The 16,446-nt window shown below is 66.4% G+C and carries 16 protein-coding genes; 5 read left to right on the top strand and 11 right to left on the bottom strand.

The features are described 5' to 3' along the window. Positions 1-25 precede the first annotated feature (25 nt). From Q4A20_RS08830 to rpmH, 8 genes are all read right to left on the bottom strand, one after another. The gene (locus tag Q4A20_RS08830) at positions 26-1,324 is read right to left on the bottom strand and encodes a ParB/RepB/Spo0J family partition protein (protein WP_303122365.1); all 1,299 of its coding nucleotides are present in this window, start codon (positions 1,322-1,324) and stop codon (positions 26-28) included. Between the two features lie 2 nt (positions 1,325-1,326). Next, positions 1,327-2,244: a ParA family protein gene (locus Q4A20_RS08835; RefSeq protein ID WP_303122366.1), complete on the bottom strand. Its 918-nt coding sequence runs from the start codon at positions 2,242-2,244 to the stop codon at positions 1,327-1,329. Positions 2,245-2,323: 79 nt separating this feature from the next. After that, complete coding sequence (gene rsmG / locus Q4A20_RS08840) at positions 2,324-2,992, bottom strand: 16S rRNA (guanine(527)-N(7))-methyltransferase RsmG (protein WP_303122367.1); 669 nt, start codon at positions 2,990-2,992, stop codon at positions 2,324-2,326. Positions 2,993-2,996: 4 nt separating this feature from the next. Beyond that, the gene (locus tag Q4A20_RS08845; RefSeq protein ID WP_303122368.1) at positions 2,997-3,617 is read right to left on the bottom strand and encodes a R3H domain-containing nucleic acid-binding protein; all 621 of its coding nucleotides are present in this window, start codon (positions 3,615-3,617) and stop codon (positions 2,997-2,999) included. 51 nt (positions 3,618-3,668) lie between these two features. Next, on the bottom strand, positions 3,669-4,856 hold the full coding sequence (gene yidC / locus Q4A20_RS08850) for a membrane protein insertase YidC (protein ID WP_303122369.1): 1,188 nt from the start codon (positions 4,854-4,856) through the stop codon (positions 3,669-3,671). 55 nt (positions 4,857-4,911) lie between these two features. Beyond that, a complete protein-coding gene (yidD, locus tag Q4A20_RS08855) occupies positions 4,912-5,268 on the bottom strand; it encodes a membrane protein insertion efficiency factor YidD (protein WP_303122370.1) in 357 nt (118 codons plus the stop codon). After that, entirely contained in the window at positions 5,265-5,759 is a 495-nt protein-coding gene (gene rnpA / locus Q4A20_RS08860; protein WP_368502463.1) for a ribonuclease P protein component, read from the bottom strand. Before rnpA ends, yidD begins: the two co-directional genes overlap by 4 nt. Beyond that, complete coding sequence (rpmH, locus tag Q4A20_RS08865) at positions 5,698-5,835, bottom strand: 50S ribosomal protein L34 (RefSeq protein WP_303122372.1); 138 nt, start codon at positions 5,833-5,835, stop codon at positions 5,698-5,700. Before rpmH ends, rnpA begins: the two co-directional genes overlap by 62 nt. Before the next feature lie 578 nt (positions 5,836-6,413). On the opposite strand from rpmH, the gene dnaA reads away from it, so the two are divergent. From dnaA to Q4A20_RS08885, 4 genes are all read left to right on the top strand, one after another. Further along, positions 6,414-7,907 carry a chromosomal replication initiator protein DnaA gene (gene dnaA, locus Q4A20_RS08870; RefSeq protein ID WP_303122373.1) on the top strand — a complete coding sequence of 498 codons (1,494 nt, stop codon included), beginning with the start codon at positions 6,414-6,416 and terminating at the stop codon, positions 7,905-7,907. A 523-nt stretch (positions 7,908-8,430) separates the two neighbouring features. Continuing rightward, positions 8,431-9,564 carry a DNA polymerase III subunit beta gene (gene dnaN / locus Q4A20_RS08875; RefSeq protein ID WP_303122374.1) on the top strand — a complete coding sequence of 378 codons (1,134 nt, stop codon included), beginning with the start codon at positions 8,431-8,433 and terminating at the stop codon, positions 9,562-9,564. A gap of 129 nt (positions 9,565-9,693) precedes the next feature. Next, a complete protein-coding gene (gene recF / locus Q4A20_RS08880) occupies positions 9,694-10,914 on the top strand; it encodes a DNA replication/repair protein RecF (protein WP_303122375.1) in 1,221 nt (406 codons plus the stop codon). Further along, the gene (locus Q4A20_RS08885) at positions 10,907-11,545 is read left to right on the top strand and encodes a DUF721 domain-containing protein (RefSeq protein ID WP_303122376.1); all 639 of its coding nucleotides are present in this window, start codon (positions 10,907-10,909) and stop codon (positions 11,543-11,545) included. The genes recF and Q4A20_RS08885 overlap by 8 nt, the downstream gene beginning before the upstream one ends. 17 nt (positions 11,546-11,562) lie before the next feature. Here the strand turns inward: Q4A20_RS08885 and Q4A20_RS08890 are convergent, their stop codons facing one another. Genes Q4A20_RS08890 through Q4A20_RS08900 form a run of 3 tightly spaced genes read right to left on the bottom strand, consistent with a single transcriptional unit; the run spans position 11,563 to position 14,436 of the window. Then, positions 11,563-13,080 carry an ABC transporter ATP-binding protein gene (locus Q4A20_RS08890; protein WP_303122377.1) on the bottom strand — a complete coding sequence of 506 codons (1,518 nt, stop codon included), beginning with the start codon at positions 13,078-13,080 and terminating at the stop codon, positions 11,563-11,565. Then, positions 13,077-13,802, bottom strand: coding sequence for an energy-coupling factor transporter transmembrane component T (locus tag Q4A20_RS08895; RefSeq protein ID WP_303122378.1), 726 nt, complete (start codon positions 13,800-13,802; stop codon positions 13,077-13,079). Before Q4A20_RS08895 ends, Q4A20_RS08890 begins: the two co-directional genes overlap by 4 nt. Before the next feature lies 1 nt (position 13,803). Then, entirely contained in the window at positions 13,804-14,436 is a 633-nt protein-coding gene (locus Q4A20_RS08900; protein ID WP_303122379.1) for an MptD family putative ECF transporter S component, read from the bottom strand. 406 nt (positions 14,437-14,842) lie between these two features. Here Q4A20_RS08900 and Q4A20_RS08905 point away from each other — a divergent pair. Further along, positions 14,843-16,446: DNA gyrase subunit B (locus Q4A20_RS08905; RefSeq protein WP_303122381.1), on the top strand; the 1,604-nt coding region annotated here is incomplete at its 3' end.

The raw sequence follows: 16,446 nt of genomic DNA on the forward strand, positions 1-16,446 counted from the left end.
GGTTTACACGGCCCGAATGCCGAACTCATCCCTCATCCAGCGACGTTCCCGGCGCCAGTGCCTCGACAATGCGCGCCAGATCCTCATCACCGGCGAACTCAATGGTGATACGTCCCTTCTTGGCGCCCCGCGTAACCCGCACCCGAGTATCAAAGGTATCCGACAAGCGGGTGGAGAGTGCCGGCAGAGGAGTGTTTCGTGAACGCGTAGTGGCCTGAACCGGGACCACGTCCGGCGCCTCGCCGTACATTGCCACAATCTCCTCGGTGGCCCGTACCGACAGGCCCTCCGCTACGATGCGTTGCGCCACGCGCTCCATCGCCGCGGCGTCGGGCAGCCCTAGCAGAGCGCGGGCATGTCCGGCGGACAGCACCTCAGCCGCCACACGCCGTTGCACCAACGGAGGCAGTTTCATCAACCGCAGCGTGTTGGAGATCTGCGAGCGAGACCGGGCGATCTTCGCGGACAGCTCGGCCTGGGTGCAATCGAAGTCCTCCAACAACTGCTGATAGGCCGCCGCCTCTTCAAGCGGATTCAGCTGCACACGGTGCAGGTTCTCCAGCAGGGCGTCACGCAGCAAGGACTCGTCAGCGGTATAGCGCACCACCGCCGGTATGGTCTCCAGACCCGCCTCCTTGGCCGCGCGCAGGCGCCGCTCACCCATTACCAGTTCGTACAACGCCGCCTCGTCGGCGCCGGCCGACGTATCTGCAACACCGTCATCCGAGTCCGCATCTCCTGGCGGCTCTGCAACACCTTCGTCCTGGTTCGGAGTCTCGGCGTCCTCAATACGACGGACCACAATCGGCTGAAGCAGGCCGACCTCCTTAATTGAGGTCGCCAGCTCGGTAATGTCGTCCTCGTCGAAAACCTGACGCGGTTGACGCCGGTTGGGCACAATCGACCCCACCGCCAACTCAGCAAAGGTTGCGCCCGGAACCGGTACCAGTTCGACTTCCGTTGCGGCGCCGTCAGCCTCCTCCGCGGGCGATGTTTCACGTGAAACATCGCCCGCCGGCGTTCCCGCGCCCGCATGCACCGGCGATGCGGATACTTCGCCCGCCGTACCCGGCTGCCTCGCGGGAGACCGGTCCGTGTCGGCGGAGCGCGAGTTGCGTCGGGATCGTTTGGACGGAGCAAGCAGCGTGGCAGCAATGTCATCCGCGTGGCGTGCAGCAGCCATATCAGAGGCGGCATCGGCAGCCGCATCGCCACTGCCCGCGGGGAAGAAGACGTCCGAGGGGCGCCGAGTCGGATTCTCCGACTGTGCCTCGGGAATGAGCGCCTGCAGTCCGCGCCCCAGACCGCGCTTCTTCTGTGCCATCGTCACTCCTTAGTGGATTCGTCCTGCGGGCCGTGGACGGAATCCACCCCGCGGCCCGCGATCTCAAGCGCAAGCTTCTTGTAGGCAACAGCACCACTCGACCGGGGATCCCAGAACACAACCGGAGAACCGAAGGACGGCGCCTCCGCCACCCGAACCGAACGGGGGATGCGTGTACTCAATGCCGCCGCCGGGAAGTAAGTGCGCACCTCGTCCTCCACCTCCTTGGCAAGCGTTGTGCGCTTGTCAAACATGGTCAGGGCAATCATGGAGACGGTCAGATTCGGGTTGTGGATCTGGGCTATCCGATCCACCGAACGCGTGAGCAGAGCCAGACCCTCCAATGCGTAGTACTCGGCCTGCATGGGAATGAGTACCTCCCCTGAGGCCACGAAGGCATTGATCGTCATAATGCCCAGGCTCGGCGGACAGTCGATGAGCACGTAGTCCATACGGGGCACGCCCTGGGCATCTCGCTCGCGCAGGAACTCCTCCAGGGCCAGGCGCAGACGCGATTCCCGTTGGGAGGAGTTAATGAGCTCAATCTCCACGGCTGCTACGTCGATTGTGGAGGGGACGCACCACAGCGTCTCGGCGAAGCGCGTGTGCACCACGACATCCTGGATGCGGGCTCCCTCAACCAGCACGTCGTAAATGGAGGGCTGCTCCTCGCCGTGCTCAACGCCGAGCGCAGTCGAGGCATTTCCCTGGGAGTCGGCGTCGACCACCAGGACGTGCATGCCGCCCTCAGCCAGCGCCGCCGCCACATTGACGACCGTGGAGGTCTTACCGACGCCGCCCTTCTGATTGGCGACGGCGATGATTCTGGTGTGTTCGGGTCGAGGAAAAACGCCCCCGGCGACCTCATCCAGGGTTGAGCGGTCAGCGCTGAGCTGATCGAAGATGGACGATCCTGACAATCTGCTTCTCCTAGGGCGACATCCCGGCGGCGCACGCCTTTCGTCGTTTCAGTCTACGTGAGAGGCAGCGGTCGAACGGTCAGCGCCTGGCCGGTCTCCGGATCTGGACGACCTTGGTCAGCTCCTCACCGGAGGTGACCACCTCATGGACGATGGCCGGCTCGAGCCGCGCCCGTTTGATCACGTACTTCGCGTCCGCGACCTCAGCCTCGGCGCGGGCTCCCTTGAGCGCCAGCAGACATCCACCCGGACGCAACAGCGGAGATGCGATCCTAATCAGCTTTGTGAGATTCGCCACAGCCCGAGCGGTGACCGCATCATAGCGCGCCCTCACCTCCTCGGCCCGCGCCCGCATCACGGTCACATTGTCCAGATCCAGTTCAGTGACGACGTCGTCAAGCCACTGCGTGCGGCGCACCATCGACTCAACCAGCACTACATCAAGGTCCGGCCGCAGCAGGGCAACCACTATTCCGGGGAAGCCGGCACCGGAACCGATATCCGCAACCTTCCCGCGATCGGGTAGGAACGGAACCACCGCGGCGGAGTTGATGATGTGACGGGTCCACAGCCGCGGCAGCTCCCGAGGACCCAGGAGTCCGCGCAATTCACCCTGCTCGGCAAGCATCTGCGCGAAATGCTCGGCTGCGGCGAAGGCGGGGCCGAACATGGAACGCATCTCCGCAGTAGGACGTTCCACCTGCGCCGCGGCATCCGGGACCACGACAGGACCGTCGGAATCGGACATCTTCCTACTCCTGATCGTCGTCGGCCGCCGGCTCGGCGTCGTCGAGCACCCCGGTGCCCGTTGGCGTCTCGTCGCCCCCAGCCGGATCGTGCGTCTCGTCGCCGTCGTCGGGCAGCATGACCACCACATGCCGGTGCGGCTCGGTGCCCTCGGACTCGGAAAACAGATCCGCCGCGGCGACCACGTCGTGACAGACCTTCCGTTCGAAGGGATTCATGGGCTCCAGCGCCACCGGCTCACCAGTGGCCTTTACCTTGGTGACCGCCTCCTCGGCGATCTTCGTCAGCTCTACGCGACGCCTGGCACGATAGCCGTTGATGTCGAGCATCAGCCGGGAGCGGTTACCGGTGCGCGCATGCACCGCCAGCCGGGTGAGTTCCTGCATGGCCTCCAAGACCTCGCCGTCCCGTCCGACTAGATCCGCAAGCTCCCGCTCGTCGCCCTCCTCCGAGGCGATAATCGCTACCGACGCCCGGCCGTGGTCCACATCAATGTCGATGTCGCCGCCGAGGTCGACGATGTCCAGGAACTCTTCAAGATAGTCCGCGCCGACCTCGCCCTCCTCCTCGAGGTCCTTGACCGAAAGTGTCTGATGCTTGAGGTTTGGTGTTGCGTGATTGCTCATGATGGCTGTCTTCTTCGCTCGTCGGTGAGCCGGGTTCGGCGGGGGCCGAACTCAGCGGGGCTTGCGCTTGTTGTTCTTCTTGTTCTTACCGGCCTGGCCCTTGCGCTTGGCGGCGGCCTGCTTGCGGGCGCGGGCGCGTCGCTCGTAGCGCCGTCGCGCGATCTCCTCCTGAGTGAGCCCGACGGCGTTGGTCCGCTCGCCGGCCTCATTGACGTCGGACTCGGCATCCTCGGAGACGGTATGGTCCGCGCCCGCCTTGGCAGGAGTGCTTTGCGAGCGCTTCTTCTGCCGGTCCTTGCGCACCGGCTGAGTCCGCTGCCCCGAGGTGGCAGTGCCCTCGGCCTCCGCCTTGGCACGCTCCTCCTCCTCCAGTGAGGGCATCCCCTTGCGGGCGCGTCGTGCATTCTCACGCGAGCGCATCTTCTTCTCCGCCTCCGAACCGGGCGCCGGCATCTTACGGATGGTGAAGAACTGCTGACCCATCGTCCACAGGTTGGTGGTGACCCAGTACACCAGTACACCGATCTGGAACTGCACACCGGTGAAGGCGAAGATCAGCGGCATGACCACCATCATCATGCGTTGAGTGCGCATGGCCGGGTTGTCGGCGCTCTTGGCCGACTCCGGCATGTTCTTCATGCTCAGCTGCGCCATCGTGTACCACTGGGTGATGCACATCAGGGCGATCATCACCACGGTCACTGCCTTGACCGTCACGTCACTGGAGTTCATGAAGGAGGCTGACAGCGGGGCTCCGAACACCGTGGAGGCCTGCACCTGCTCGGCCAGCTCGGCCGTCAACGGGCCGATGGAATCGTGGCCGGCGTAGGCGCCGGTGGCCACCGCCTCCAGGTTCGCCAGGACCCGGAACAGCGCGAAGAACACCGGCATCTGGAACAGGATAGGCAGGCAGGAGGCGAAGGGGTTGGTGTTGTGCTTGCGGTACAGCGCCATCATCTCCTCCTGCTGGCGCTGTTGGGAGACCGGGTCCTTCTTGCCCTTGTACTTGTTCTGCAGCGCCTGCAACTCGGGCTGCATCAGCTGCATTCCGCGGGAGGCGCGGATCTGCTTGACGAACAGCGGCATGATCAGCAGCCGCACGAACATGGTCAGGCCGACGATTGAGATGACCCAGGCGACGCCCGGTCCACCGGAGAATCCGATGAAGACGAGGAATCGATGGATGCTGACCATGACCCAGGCGACCGCGACCATCAGGGGCCACAGGATCGTGTCCATTGCACTCCTTGTACTCTTAAATCAGCTAAATCTGAGATCTGGACGGTTACTGCGGTCACAGCGCCTGTGGCGCCTGACGCGGTTCGGGCCCGTCATCGGGCTTGGCGTCGGGGTCTGCCGCGAAGCGCGGGACGTCGGGCGGTAGGCGGTAACGCCACGCCCCGGAGTCAGGAACATGATCCACACCGCCGCGGGCCAAGGGGTTGCAGCGCAGCAACCGCCATATCGCCAGCAGCATGCCCTTGAACGCACCGTGCGTCCTGAGCGCTTCGACGGCGTAGGCCGAACAGGTCGGGTAGTACCGGCAGCGGCGCGGCAGCGCCGGAGAGATCCAACGTTGATACAGCTCCACCAGGAACAGTGTGGCGCGGGCTGCTGCGGAGAGTTCACGAGTCTGAAGGGATGCAGTCATCGGCGCCGTCCGGAGTGGGCCAATTCACGACTGCGCCTCAACAACCGGTCCAGGTCGGCGGCCAGCTCCGCGCTGGTGGCGCCGTCGGCCGCGGCCAGTGGGCGCACCACTATCCGCGCTCCCGGCTCCAAATCTCCCAGGCGGGCACGCATGAGCGCACGCACACGCCGCTTGATCCGATTGCGGTGAGTGGCGCGGGGGATCTGCTTCTTCGAGACCACAATCCCGACCCTCGTGGGTGCATCCCCAGACACGCCCACGGCCCCGGTCGCGTCCACCGTAGGAGGCGAGTCGAGGCCATGATCAAGTACGGGATTCGGCCCGGCGCAGTAGTGCACCACCAGTCGGCGACTGCCGCTGCGCGCACCGGACCTCACCGCGGCCGAGAAATCCTCCGACCGCAGCATCCGGTGCGCCGCCGGAAGCACCTCAGGCCGCGAGACGGGCGCGGCCCTTGCGGCGGCGCGAAGCCAAGATGGCACGGCCGGCACGGGTGCGCATACGCTTACGGAAACCATGCACCTTGGCGCGGTGACGGTTGTTGGGCTGGAAGGTCCGCTTGCTCACGGGTGTACTCCTGGTGCGATGATCGGAACCGTGCGTCGCCAGTCGCGGCACGGTCGCTCGCGTTGGCTGCCCCATGGTCCGGGACGTGACTCCACGCGAACGTCCGCACCACAATAGGGCCACGCTTTCACCGCGGTCAAACGAAAACGGCGGCCTGATGATGAGAACCCGAACACGCCCCCCGCCGACGGCGACGGCGGGCAGTGCGCCCGCCCATCCCAAGCCTGTGAACTCCGGCCAACCGATCCTGTGCACAGCCACCAGCGGCACCCGGACCGAATCACCTCCCCGCGCCCGACGTCAAGCCCGTCGTCGCACCGCCCACCGGGGATGGCGGTAGCGCATCCACTACGATGACATACTCTTCCCCAGCTGTGGACAAAGCTGTGGGCAACCACCGGTGCACCCTCGTCTCGAGCCCACCTCCAGTTGCCCGAGCTGTCAGCCACAGGCCACGCGGTGCGCACGGGATCGGCTACGGTTCTTCTAGCGCATCCGTCCAGCCGACTGCCAGCCGGCCGGCAGATCATCATTTATGCCAACCATCCGACCAGTGATCAATCAATCAGGAGTGAGCCGTGGCCGACGAAGCGACGACACAGTGGCGCTCGGCCCTCGAAATTCTTGCCGCCTCAGCCGAACTCGGCCAAGGCAAACTGTCCATCATCCGCACGACCCACGCCGTCGATGTAGACGGCACGCTCGTGTTGATCGTCGGTTCCGGATTCGCCAAGGGCGTGGTCGACAACTCACGCGAACTGATCGGTGGGGCACTGCGCCGCGCCGCCGGCTACGACATCCCCTTCGAGGTGATTGTCGACACGTCTCTGGAGGCCTCCCCACCCCCGTTCGCCAACCGGACCGATAACCCTGTCACCCACCTGGCCCGCCCCGCCGTCGAATCGATTCCCGAGACGCCCGCGCCGGCGGTCACGGCCATGACCCCGCCCGCTGGAACCACAGCCACGCCCACACCCGGCTACATGACCGGCCCGCCCGCACCAACGGCGGAACCGCCGATCACCGATTCGGACTTGAACCCGAAGTACACCTTCGACACCTATGTCACCGGCTCGTCCAACCGCCTGCCGCACGCCTCCGCGATCGCAGTGGCCGAGGCGCCCGCCAAGGCCTATAACCCGCTGTTCATCTACGGCGGCTCGGGCCTGGGCAAGACCCACCTGCTGCACGCCATTGGTCATTACGCCCGCCGCCTGTACCCCTCCATCCGGGTCAAGTACGTCTCCAGCGAGGAGTTCGTCTCCGACTTCATCGCCTCGGTCGCCGATGGGCGCATGGATGCCTTCAAGCGCCGCTATCGGGAAGTCGACATCCTCCTGGTGGACGACATCCAATTCCTCCAGGGCAAGGAGCAGACGCTGGAGGAGTTCTTCCACACCTTCAACGCCCTGCACACCGCCAACAAGCAGGTGGTACTCACCTCCGACCAGCCGCCCAAAGCCCTGGGCGGCTTCGAAGAGCGGTTGCGCTCGCGCTTCGAATGGGGACTGCTGGCCGACGTGCAACCGCCGGACTTCGAGACCCGCACCGCGATCCTGTCCCGTAAGGCCGGTACCGAGGGGCTGGACATGCCCGCGGACGTGCTGGAGTACATCGCCAGCCGGGTCACCACCAATATCCGTGAACTCGAAGGCGCCCTCATCCGGGTGACCGCCTTCGCCTCTCTGACCAAGCAGCCGGTTGACCGGACCCTGGCGGAACTGGTGCTCAAGGACATCATCACCGACCCGGCCAGTGAGGAGATCACCTCCGCCCTCATCATGGCGCAGACGGCCGACTACTTCGGCATCAGCATCGACGACCTGTGCTCGGCCAACCGGGCACGCACCATCGTCCACGCCCGCCACATCGGCATGTACCTGTGCCGAGAGCTCACCGACATGTCTCTGCCCCAGATCGGCCGGGAGTTCGGCGGTCGCGACCACACCACCGTCATGAGCGCAGACAAGAAGATCCGCACCCAGATGGCCGAGCGGCGCGAGACCTACAACCACGTGGCCGAACTGACGGCCCGTATCAAACAGGCGGCCCAGTCCTCAGCCGCCTCCTGACGCGTCGACGCCTCCCTTCGGCCCTGCCTTCGCGGAAGGCAGTTAGAGGCACGAGTTTGTGCCCCGGCGCGAGCTTTTACACCCGGATGCGCGACTAAGGGATGCGCACCAGGGTGCAAAGGTTCGCACCAGAAGATCATCACGGGCTGTGGACACGGCTGCGGAACGGCCGTGGACAGCCCGGCGTGAGGATGTGAACCGGGCGCCCACCACCTGGGGACGGCCGCACGAACGAACTACACAATCCACCGGCCGCATCAATCCTCCACGGAACCACGAATTTGTAATTCCACAACCTCTCGGCGCCCGACGTCACCGCAAACACCGGTTATCCCCAACATCCACACCACCTACCACCCCTACCCAACTTGTCATTCACCGCCATCACACGTCGCCCGCACTTGGGCCTGCGATCCCAGACGACGCCGCGATGCGCCATCGGGCCCCGAGCGTCTACACTCGACGGCAAACCGTCCATCACCAAGCATCCGCCGGAAGCACCCGGCCGCCGAGGAGGCACCACATGAAGCTCAGGGTCGACCGCGACGTCCTCGCCGACGCCGTCACTTGGACCGCCCGCTCCGTGCCGGCGCGCCCCCCGGTGCCCGTCCTGGCCGGTGTCCGTCTGGAGGCCTCCTCCTCCGCCCTGGTCCTGGCCTCCTTCGACTACGAAGTCTCCGCCCATTGCGAGGTCCCCGCCGATGTCGAGGAGGAGGGCGTCGTACTCGTCTCCGGACGGTTGCTGGCGGACATAGCCAAGGCCCTGCCCTCCAAGCCGGTGGACCTGGAGGTCGACGGTACGAAGGTGACCGTCACTTGCGGCGCCTCCTACTTCACCCTGGCGGCCATGGCCGCCGACGACTACCCGGCCCTGCCGCAGATGCCCGGGGTGGCCGGCACCGTCGACGCCCATGACTTGGCCCAGGCCGTCTCCCAGGTGTCCATCGCCGCCTCCCGCGATGAGACCCTGCCACTGCTCACCAGCGTGCAGATCGACGTCAACGGTCCCGCCCTGACACTGATGGCCACCGACCGCTATCGGCTCGCGGTGCGGGAGATTACCTGGCAGCCGCAGGACCCCGGACTGGCGACTCAGGCGCTGCTCAAGGCCCGCACCCTGTCGGACGTTGCCAAGTCCCTGACCTCCGCCGGAGATGTGACGATCGCGCTGACCGAGCCCGATTCGGCTGCTTCCAGTCTCATCGGCTTCGAGGCCGGTGGGCGCCGCACCACCAGCCTGCTGACCGACGGCGACTATCCGCCGGTGCTGCGCCTGTTCCCCGAATCGACCACGATTCACGCAACCGTCGGCCGCGAGGAGCTCATGGGCGCCGTGCGCCGCGTCAGCCTGGTCGCCGACCGGGCCGCCCCCATCCACATGTCCTTCACCGAGGGCAACCTGGCGCTCGATGCCGGGCAGAGTGATGACGCGCAGGCCTCTGAGCAGCTGGTCGCCCACCTGGACGGTGAGGACATCGCCACCGCCTTCAACCCCGGCTATCTGCTTGATGGTCTGGGCGCCATTAATCAGCCCTATGTGCGCTTCGATTTCACTCACCCCTCCAAGCCCGCGGTGCTGACCGGCATGAGTGCCATCGACGGCGAGGAGGACACCTCCTTCCGCTACCTGATCATGCCGATCCGCTTCGGCGCCTGAGGCGTCCCGGGCCCAGAATGCTTCCGGCTCCCAGCCATACAGTCCGTCGTCGGGCGTCGTGGCGAGGAGGCGATCGCCGTCTCCGCTCGCGTCCACAGTTGTGGGTCGTTGTAGGGGGTTGAGGCGGACATGTACATCTCCGACTTCGCGCTGGACGACTTCCGCTCCTTCCACGAACTTCTGCTCGCGCTCGACCCCGGGCCCACCGCATTCATTGGGCCTAATGGGCAGGGCAAGACAAATCTGGTGGAGGCGGTCGCCTACCTGTCCACCCTGTCCAGCCACCGGGTGGGCACCGATGCGGCGCTGGTGCGCCATGCCGCCCCGGGCGCACCGCAGCCCGCCGGTGCGGTGATCCGCGCCAAGGCGGTGCATGGTGAGCGGCCCAGCGTTGTGGAGCTGGAACTGATCGCCGGGCGCGCCAACCGGGCGCGTTTGAATCGGAGTGCGGCGCGGCCGCGTGATCTGCTTGGGATTGTGCGCACCGTCGTCTTCGCTCCGGAGGATTTGGCGCTGGTGCGCGCCGAGCCGGGTGTGCGACGACGCTTCCTGGATGATCTGGCGGTCTCGCTCAAGCCGTCCGTGGCGGGTGTGCGCGCCGAGCACGACAAGATCCTGGCCCAGCGCGCCAGTCTGTTGAAGTCGGCTCGCGCCGCCCGCGCCTCCACCGCCTCTATGCTGTCCACCTTGGAGGTGTGGGACGCGCAACTCGCCGCCGCCGCCGCCAGGCTGACCGCCGCCCGCGTAGACGTGGTGCGACGTCTGCGCCCCTGGGTGGCCGACTGCTACGGACGGGTCAGTGGAGGCGGGTCCGCGGCCCATATCGCCTACCGCTCCAGCCTCCTGATTCAGGAGGGTGCCCCAGAGCCGGAACCCGGCGATCAGGCGGCCGCCCTGGCGGCGGAGGAGGCGCTGTGCGATGCCTCGACCACCGCCGTCCGTTTGGAGGAGGCCATGGCGGCGTTGCACGCTCGCGAGATCGATCGGGGCGCCAACCTGGTGGGCGCCCATCGCGACGACCTGAGCCTGTTCCTTGACGTCCTGCCCGCCAAGGGCTTCGCCTCCCACGGTGAGCAGTGGTCCTTGGCGTTGGCGCTGCGGTTGGCCTCTTACGAGATGCTGCGGCACGACGTTGACGCCTACGGGGGTGATGGTGAACCGGTGCTCATCCTCGACGATGTCTTCGCCTCCCTGGATGAGGCCCGTCGGCGTGCCCTGGCCACAATCGCCGCCGACGCCCAGCAGGTACTGCTCACGGCCGCCGTCGACGCGGATGTGCCCGCCAGTCTGGCCGGTGCCCGCTTCCATGTGATCAACACCGATTCCGGATCTCAGGTGCGCCGTGACTGACGACCGTGCCGACCCGGGCGCCGACGACGTCGAGGCCGCCGACGCGCTGGCGGCCCGGGCACTGGCCCGGGAACGCGGCCGCGCCTGGGATACCGGGCAGACCCGCCGCGCCCTGAACCGGCAAGCGGCGGATGCCGACGGCGTGGCCGCCTGGGACCGGCGCCGCGGTCGTGGGGTCTTGGACGCCGATACGGACGGCGTCACCAGTGCTGATATGGACCGCGGCCCCGGACTGCCGCCGGGCCGCGACCGGCCCGGTCCCACCCGCTTCGACCCGCGCACCGGCAAACAGGATCTGCGCCGCTACGCCGAACGGCACGGCTGGGCCTCCAAACTGGCAATAGCATCGGTATCCGTGCGCTGGCGGGAGATCGTCGGCGAGCAGATCGCCGAGCACGCCACCATCGAGCGCTTCGAACCCGGCCGCCTGACCCTGCGCGCCTCATCCACCGCCTGGGCGCAGCAACTGCGGCTGCTGCTGCCCGGGATTGAGCGACAGGTTGAACAGGCACTCGGTGAGGACGGCGGCGCCGTCGAGATCCGCATCCTCGGACCGGCCGGACCCACCTGGCGGCACGGCCGCTTCGGCGCCGCCCGCGGCGGCCGCGGCCCGCGCGACACCTACGGGTGAAGGGCGCGTCCCGCCTCCTATAGGAGCCTCGGCGCGAACGAATCTTCCAGTGGCGTCAACTCGATGGTCCGGTCGGCGCAGGCGGCCAGTAGTTCCTCGTCGTGGGTCACCACCACAACCACCTTGTCCGCATCGGCCAGTCGGCGAATCGTCTGTGCCGTGGAGCGCAGATGCCGGTAGTCCAGTCCGGAGGAGGGCTCGTCGAATACGTAGACCTCCTTGTCGATCATCTCCGCGGCCGCCACGACGAGTCGCTGCTTCTGCCCCCCTGACAGGGACATGGGGTGGCGCTCGGCGACGTCTGACAGGCTGTGTGCGGACAGCACTCGGTCTACGCGGTCACCGTCGAGCGCGGCCTGCGCAGTCCCGAGGGTCAACTCCTCGCGCACATCGGAGCCGAACAGTTGACGGTGTACGTCTTGCATGACGATGTAGCCCAGTGCGGTGCGCTCACGTGCCCTTACCGGCCTGCCATCCAGGAGGATCGTGCCGTGGGCTCGCTGCAGTCCAACCAGAATCCGGGTCAGGGTCGACTTGCCGGCGCCATTGGGGCCCACCAGTGCCGTCACCCGCCCCCGGGGCAGATGCAGGTGGGCAATGTCCAGCACGCGGTGAGAGCCGTAGGAGAAGCGCAGCCCCTTCAGGACGAGCCCGTCGGGACTCCTCTCCGCGTTCGAATCGGGCCCCGTGCTCGGATTCGCCCCCGGAGCGGCGACCTGATCGGTGGCCGGCGTGTGGAGGATCTGGTCCGGAGGCGTCTGGGGAATCGGGCGCAGTGCGCGCAGTCCCAGTTGTTTGCGCTCATCCTCCCCCAGGGCCCACAGTTCGGCGGCCGTCAGCTGACGTACCACGCGGCCGTGATCGAGCATGAGGGCCCGATCCACGATGCCGTTGAGGTAGGTCAGGCGATGCTCGGCTATCACCATGGTGGCACCGGCGGAACGCAGGTCCAGCAGGATACGGCGCAGGCGCTCCACCGAGAGTGCGGACAGATTCGAGGTCGGCTCGTCGAACAGGTGCACCGCCGGCTGAGCCGCTATGGCGGCTCCACAGGCGACCAGTTGTTTCTGTCCGCCCGACAACCCGAACACACCTGCCTGCAGCAGACTCTCGATGCCGGTACGTTGCGCCGCCTCACGCACGCGCTCGCGGATCAGATCCGGGGCGACTCCAAAGTTCTCCGGTCCGAAGGCGAGTTCATCGCGGACACGGGAGGTGAAGAACTGGGTGCGGGGGTTCTGGAAGACGGTGGCCACCCTGCGGCCGGTGACGTGCAGTGGTGCGGTAGCGACATCAAGATCGTCCACTCGCACCGAGCCGGTCAGGGAGCCCCGGTGAAAATGCGGCACCAATCCGTTGATCGCCCTCAACAGGGTCGACTTACCGCAGCCGCTGGGTCCGCACAGCAGTACGCACTCGCCGGCTCCGATGTGTGCATCGACGTCGAACAACCCGGGCACCATCGTTGCCGGGGTATCTACGGCCTCCGCATCCGAAGAGCCGTAGGAGAACGAAACCCGATCGATGTCGATCATTCGACTAGCCTCCCGATGAACACGCCCATGATCACTACGGCCATGGTCAGGCCGAGTAGGTCACCTGTACCGAAACCCAGTTGAATGATGGAGGTGCGCCTGCGGCTTCCGCCCAGTCCTCGTGTCAGTGCGGAGGCCGCCAGCTCATCGCCGATGCGAGTCGAGGAGACCAGCAGCGGCACCATGATGTGCTCGATGGCCCGGACCGGCTCGCGCAGGAACCCCCAACGCCCCGAGTGGAGACGCCGCAGCCGGGCCGCCTGCACCACCGCGGTCATCTCTTCAGCCAGTGTTGGGAAGAACCGCAGCATTACCGACATGGGAATCACCAGCGCCTCGGGCGCGTGCAGACGTCGCAGCGCCTCGATCAGTTCCGACGGCGTGGTGGTGCTAACGAGATACGCGCCGATGGCCACTGCGGGCAGGTAGTTGCCGAGGAAGAATCCCACCGCGCCCAGCGTGTGCCAGACCGGGTCGTCGAACACCTCGGAGGCGAGTAGTCGTGTAGTCCTACACACGGCGAACAGCAACGCCAGTGCGCCGAGCATCCGCCAGCTGCGGGCGGTGGCCAGCAGCAGTGCTGCGCAGATGAAGGCCACCAAGGAGGCGGTCAGATCCACCCTGGTCAGTGCCGCCACGTTGATGACGCATACCAGTAGCAGCTTGGTGCGCGGATCAACACGCAGCCGTCCCGTTGCCGGGGACTGTGCGAGCAGCTGCATCTCAGGCGATGCCCGCGCGCTTGAAGTGCTTGTGCAGCAGCTTCTGCCCCAGGAGACCGCCCAGGCAGGCACTGACAAAGATGACCGCCAGAATCGCCGCGAAGGGACCGGGTGAGAACACGGTCTCCCAGGCGGCGGCGTACGCATCACCCATCTGATCGGCGATGTCCGCCAGGTAAGCGTCGCGCTGGTAGTACATGGGCACGATCGGCCCGATCACCCACAGTGTGAAGAATGCATAGGCGAGTATCGCGGCCCGGGCGGAGCGGTAGCGGCCGCGGGCAAGGATCAGTTCCGCTATCCCGGAGAAGAATGCGGCGGCCACCAGGGTGGTCCAGGCGTGACCGGTCAGCACCATGAGCAGGGCGGCGATGAGTCCGGTGAGCAGAACCATGCCGGGCTTGCGGATGCGGGTGAAGTACAGGGAGAAGACGATGCCGTTGACAGCGGCAGAGACGATCATGCCGACAGCATGGGCTACAGGTCCCAGCACGCCGACGAAGCCGAAGGCGAAGCCGATCACGAAGTACAGGGCCGTGAAAATCCCGACCGTGATCAGGTCCCTGGGCCTGAGGGACCGGTTGGCGGCGGCGCGAGCGAGTTCGGTGCTCTGGTCGGATGCGGTGGTGGACATGAACCAACCCTTCTACAGTTGAGTAAAGACAAACCTAACATGAGTAGGAGTATCATTATCGTGCGTCATCGCGGAGTTCCTGGGTCCTGCGGCCCGGATACGCCGCGACCGCGGGTGACCTTGCCCACGTATCGATCGGTGCTCCGAAGACCGAAACCGTGCGTGGGCACGGTAGAATCGGCACGTAACAGCCCATGGTGCGTCCAGGGCCATGCGCAAGGTACCCACCTACACGCGCCGGGTCCCATGCCCGGATTCCGGCGTCTGCGTGACCGGATGGAATGCGGGCCTGACGCATATGACGAGGAGCAACTGATACGTGTCTGACCTGGATCAGCCTGTGACCGCCGGCAGCAGCACCGGTAATCCCGACGTCTCGGCCGCCGCTGAGCCGGATGCCCCGGAGGTGACCCGCACCGAGCACGGCTACGACGCCGGTGACATCACCGTCCTGGAGGGCCTGGAGGCGGTGCGCAAGCGCCCCGGCATGTACATCGGCTCCACCGGTGAGCGGGGCCTGCACCACCTGGTCTACGAGGTGGTCGACAACGCCGTGGACGAGGCCCTGGCCGGTTACTGCGACCACATTGAAGTCACCATTCAGGCCGACGGCGGCCTGCGCGTGGCCGACAACGGCCGCGGCATCCCCGTCGACGAGCACCCCACCGAGCACAAGCCCACCGTCGAAGTGGTCATGACCATCCTGCATGCGGGCGGCAAATTCGGCGGTGGCGGCTACGCCGTCTCCGGCGGCCTGCATGGGGTCGGCATCTCCGTGGTCAACGCCCTGTCGACCCGTGTGGACACCGAGGTGCGCCGCCAGGGCCACGTTTGGCGCATGAGCTTCGGCGATGGCGGTCGCCCGCTCACCCCATTGACCCGGGGCGAGGAGACCGACGCCACCGGCACCACCCAGACCTTCTACCCGGACCCGGCCATCTTCGAGACCACCGTCTTCGACTACGAGACCCTGCGCCGTCGCTTCCAGCAGATGGCCTTCCTCAACAAGGGCCTGCGTATCACCCTGACCGATGAGCGCGAGGGCGTGACCGACTCCGGGGACGAGATCACCGGCGACGAGCTCGGCCCGGACGATGACCCGGTGGTGGGTCACCGCTCCGTCACCTACCGCTACGAGCACGGCCTGCGCGACTACGTCGAGTTCCTCAACCGCTCCAAGAAGGTGGAGTTGATCCACCCTGAAATCATCGACTTCGAGGCCGAGCAGGACCTCGGTGAGGGCCGTGCCATCAGTCTGGAGATCGCCATGCAGTGGACCGGCGCCTACTCGGAGTCCGTCCACACCTACGCCAACACCATCAACACCACCGAGGGCGGCACCCACGAGGAGGGATTCCGCACGGCGCTGACCACCCTGGTCAACAAGTACGGGCGTGAGAAGGGCCTGATCAAGGACAAGGACGACAACCTCACCGGTGACGACATCCGTGAGGGCCTGACCGCCGTCATCTCCGTCAAACTCACCGAACCGCAGTTCGAGGGGCAGACCAAGACCAAGCTCGGCAACACCGAGGCCCGCACTTTCGTGCAGCAGACCGTATACGCCCGGCTCGGCGACTGGCTGGACTCCCACCCCGCCGACGCCAAGGCGGTGCTGACCAAGGCCACCCAGGCCGCCGCCGCCCGCCTGGCCGCCCGCAAGGCCCGTGAGGCCACCCGCCGCAAAGGTGTGCTGGAGTCCGCCTCCATGCCGGGCAAGCTGCGTGACTGCTCCTCCCGCAACGCCTCCGAGTGTGAGATCTTCATCGTCGAAGGCGACTCGGCCGGCGGCTCCGCCGTCGGCGGGCGTGACCCCGAGCACCAGGCGATCATGCCGATCCGCGGCAAGATCCTGAACGTGGAGAAGGCCCGGTTGGACCGGGCCCTGTCCTCCGACACCATCCGCTCCCTGATCACGGCTTTCGGCACCGGTATCGGCGAGGACTTCGACATCTCCAAGCTGCGCTACGGCAAGATCGTCATCATGGCCGACGCCGACGTCGACGGCCA

Origin of the sequence: Actinomyces sp., assembly GCF_030530635.1 — a bacterium.
Classification (GTDB): Bacteria; Actinomycetota; Actinomycetes; order Actinomycetales; family Actinomycetaceae; genus Actinomyces.

What these genes read in the sequence shown, in the direction of transcription:
- Q4A20_RS08830 (WP_303122365.1), bottom strand. Translation starts at nt 1,324, where the DNA reads ATGGCACAGAAGAAGCGCGGTCTGGGGCGCGGACTGCAGGCGCTCATT.
- rsmG (WP_303122367.1), bottom strand. Translation starts at nt 2,992, where the DNA reads ATGTCCGATTCCGACGGTCCTGTCGTGGTCCCGGATGCCGCGGCGCAG.
- Q4A20_RS08845 (WP_303122368.1), bottom strand. Translation starts at nt 3,617, where the DNA reads ATGAGCAATCACGCAACACCAAACCTCAAGCATCAGACACTTTCGGTC.
- yidC (WP_303122369.1), bottom strand. Translation starts at nt 4,856, where the DNA reads ATGGACACGATCCTGTGGCCCCTGATGGTCGCGGTCGCCTGGGTCATG.
- yidD (WP_303122370.1), bottom strand. Translation starts at nt 5,268, where the DNA reads ATGACTGCATCCCTTCAGACTCGTGAACTCTCCGCAGCAGCCCGCGCC.
- dnaN (WP_303122374.1), top strand. Translation starts at nt 8,431, where the DNA reads ATGAAGCTCAGGGTCGACCGCGACGTCCTCGCCGACGCCGTCACTTGG.
- recF (WP_303122375.1), top strand. Translation starts at nt 9,694, where the DNA reads ATGTACATCTCCGACTTCGCGCTGGACGACTTCCGCTCCTTCCACGAA.
- Q4A20_RS08890 (WP_303122377.1), bottom strand. Translation starts at nt 13,080, where the DNA reads ATGATCGACATCGATCGGGTTTCGTTCTCCTACGGCTCTTCGGATGCG.
- Q4A20_RS08895 (WP_303122378.1), bottom strand. Translation starts at nt 13,802, where the DNA reads ATGCAGCTGCTCGCACAGTCCCCGGCAACGGGACGGCTGCGTGTTGAT.
- Q4A20_RS08900 (WP_303122379.1), bottom strand. Translation starts at nt 14,436, where the DNA reads ATGTCCACCACCGCATCCGACCAGAGCACCGAACTCGCTCGCGCCGCC.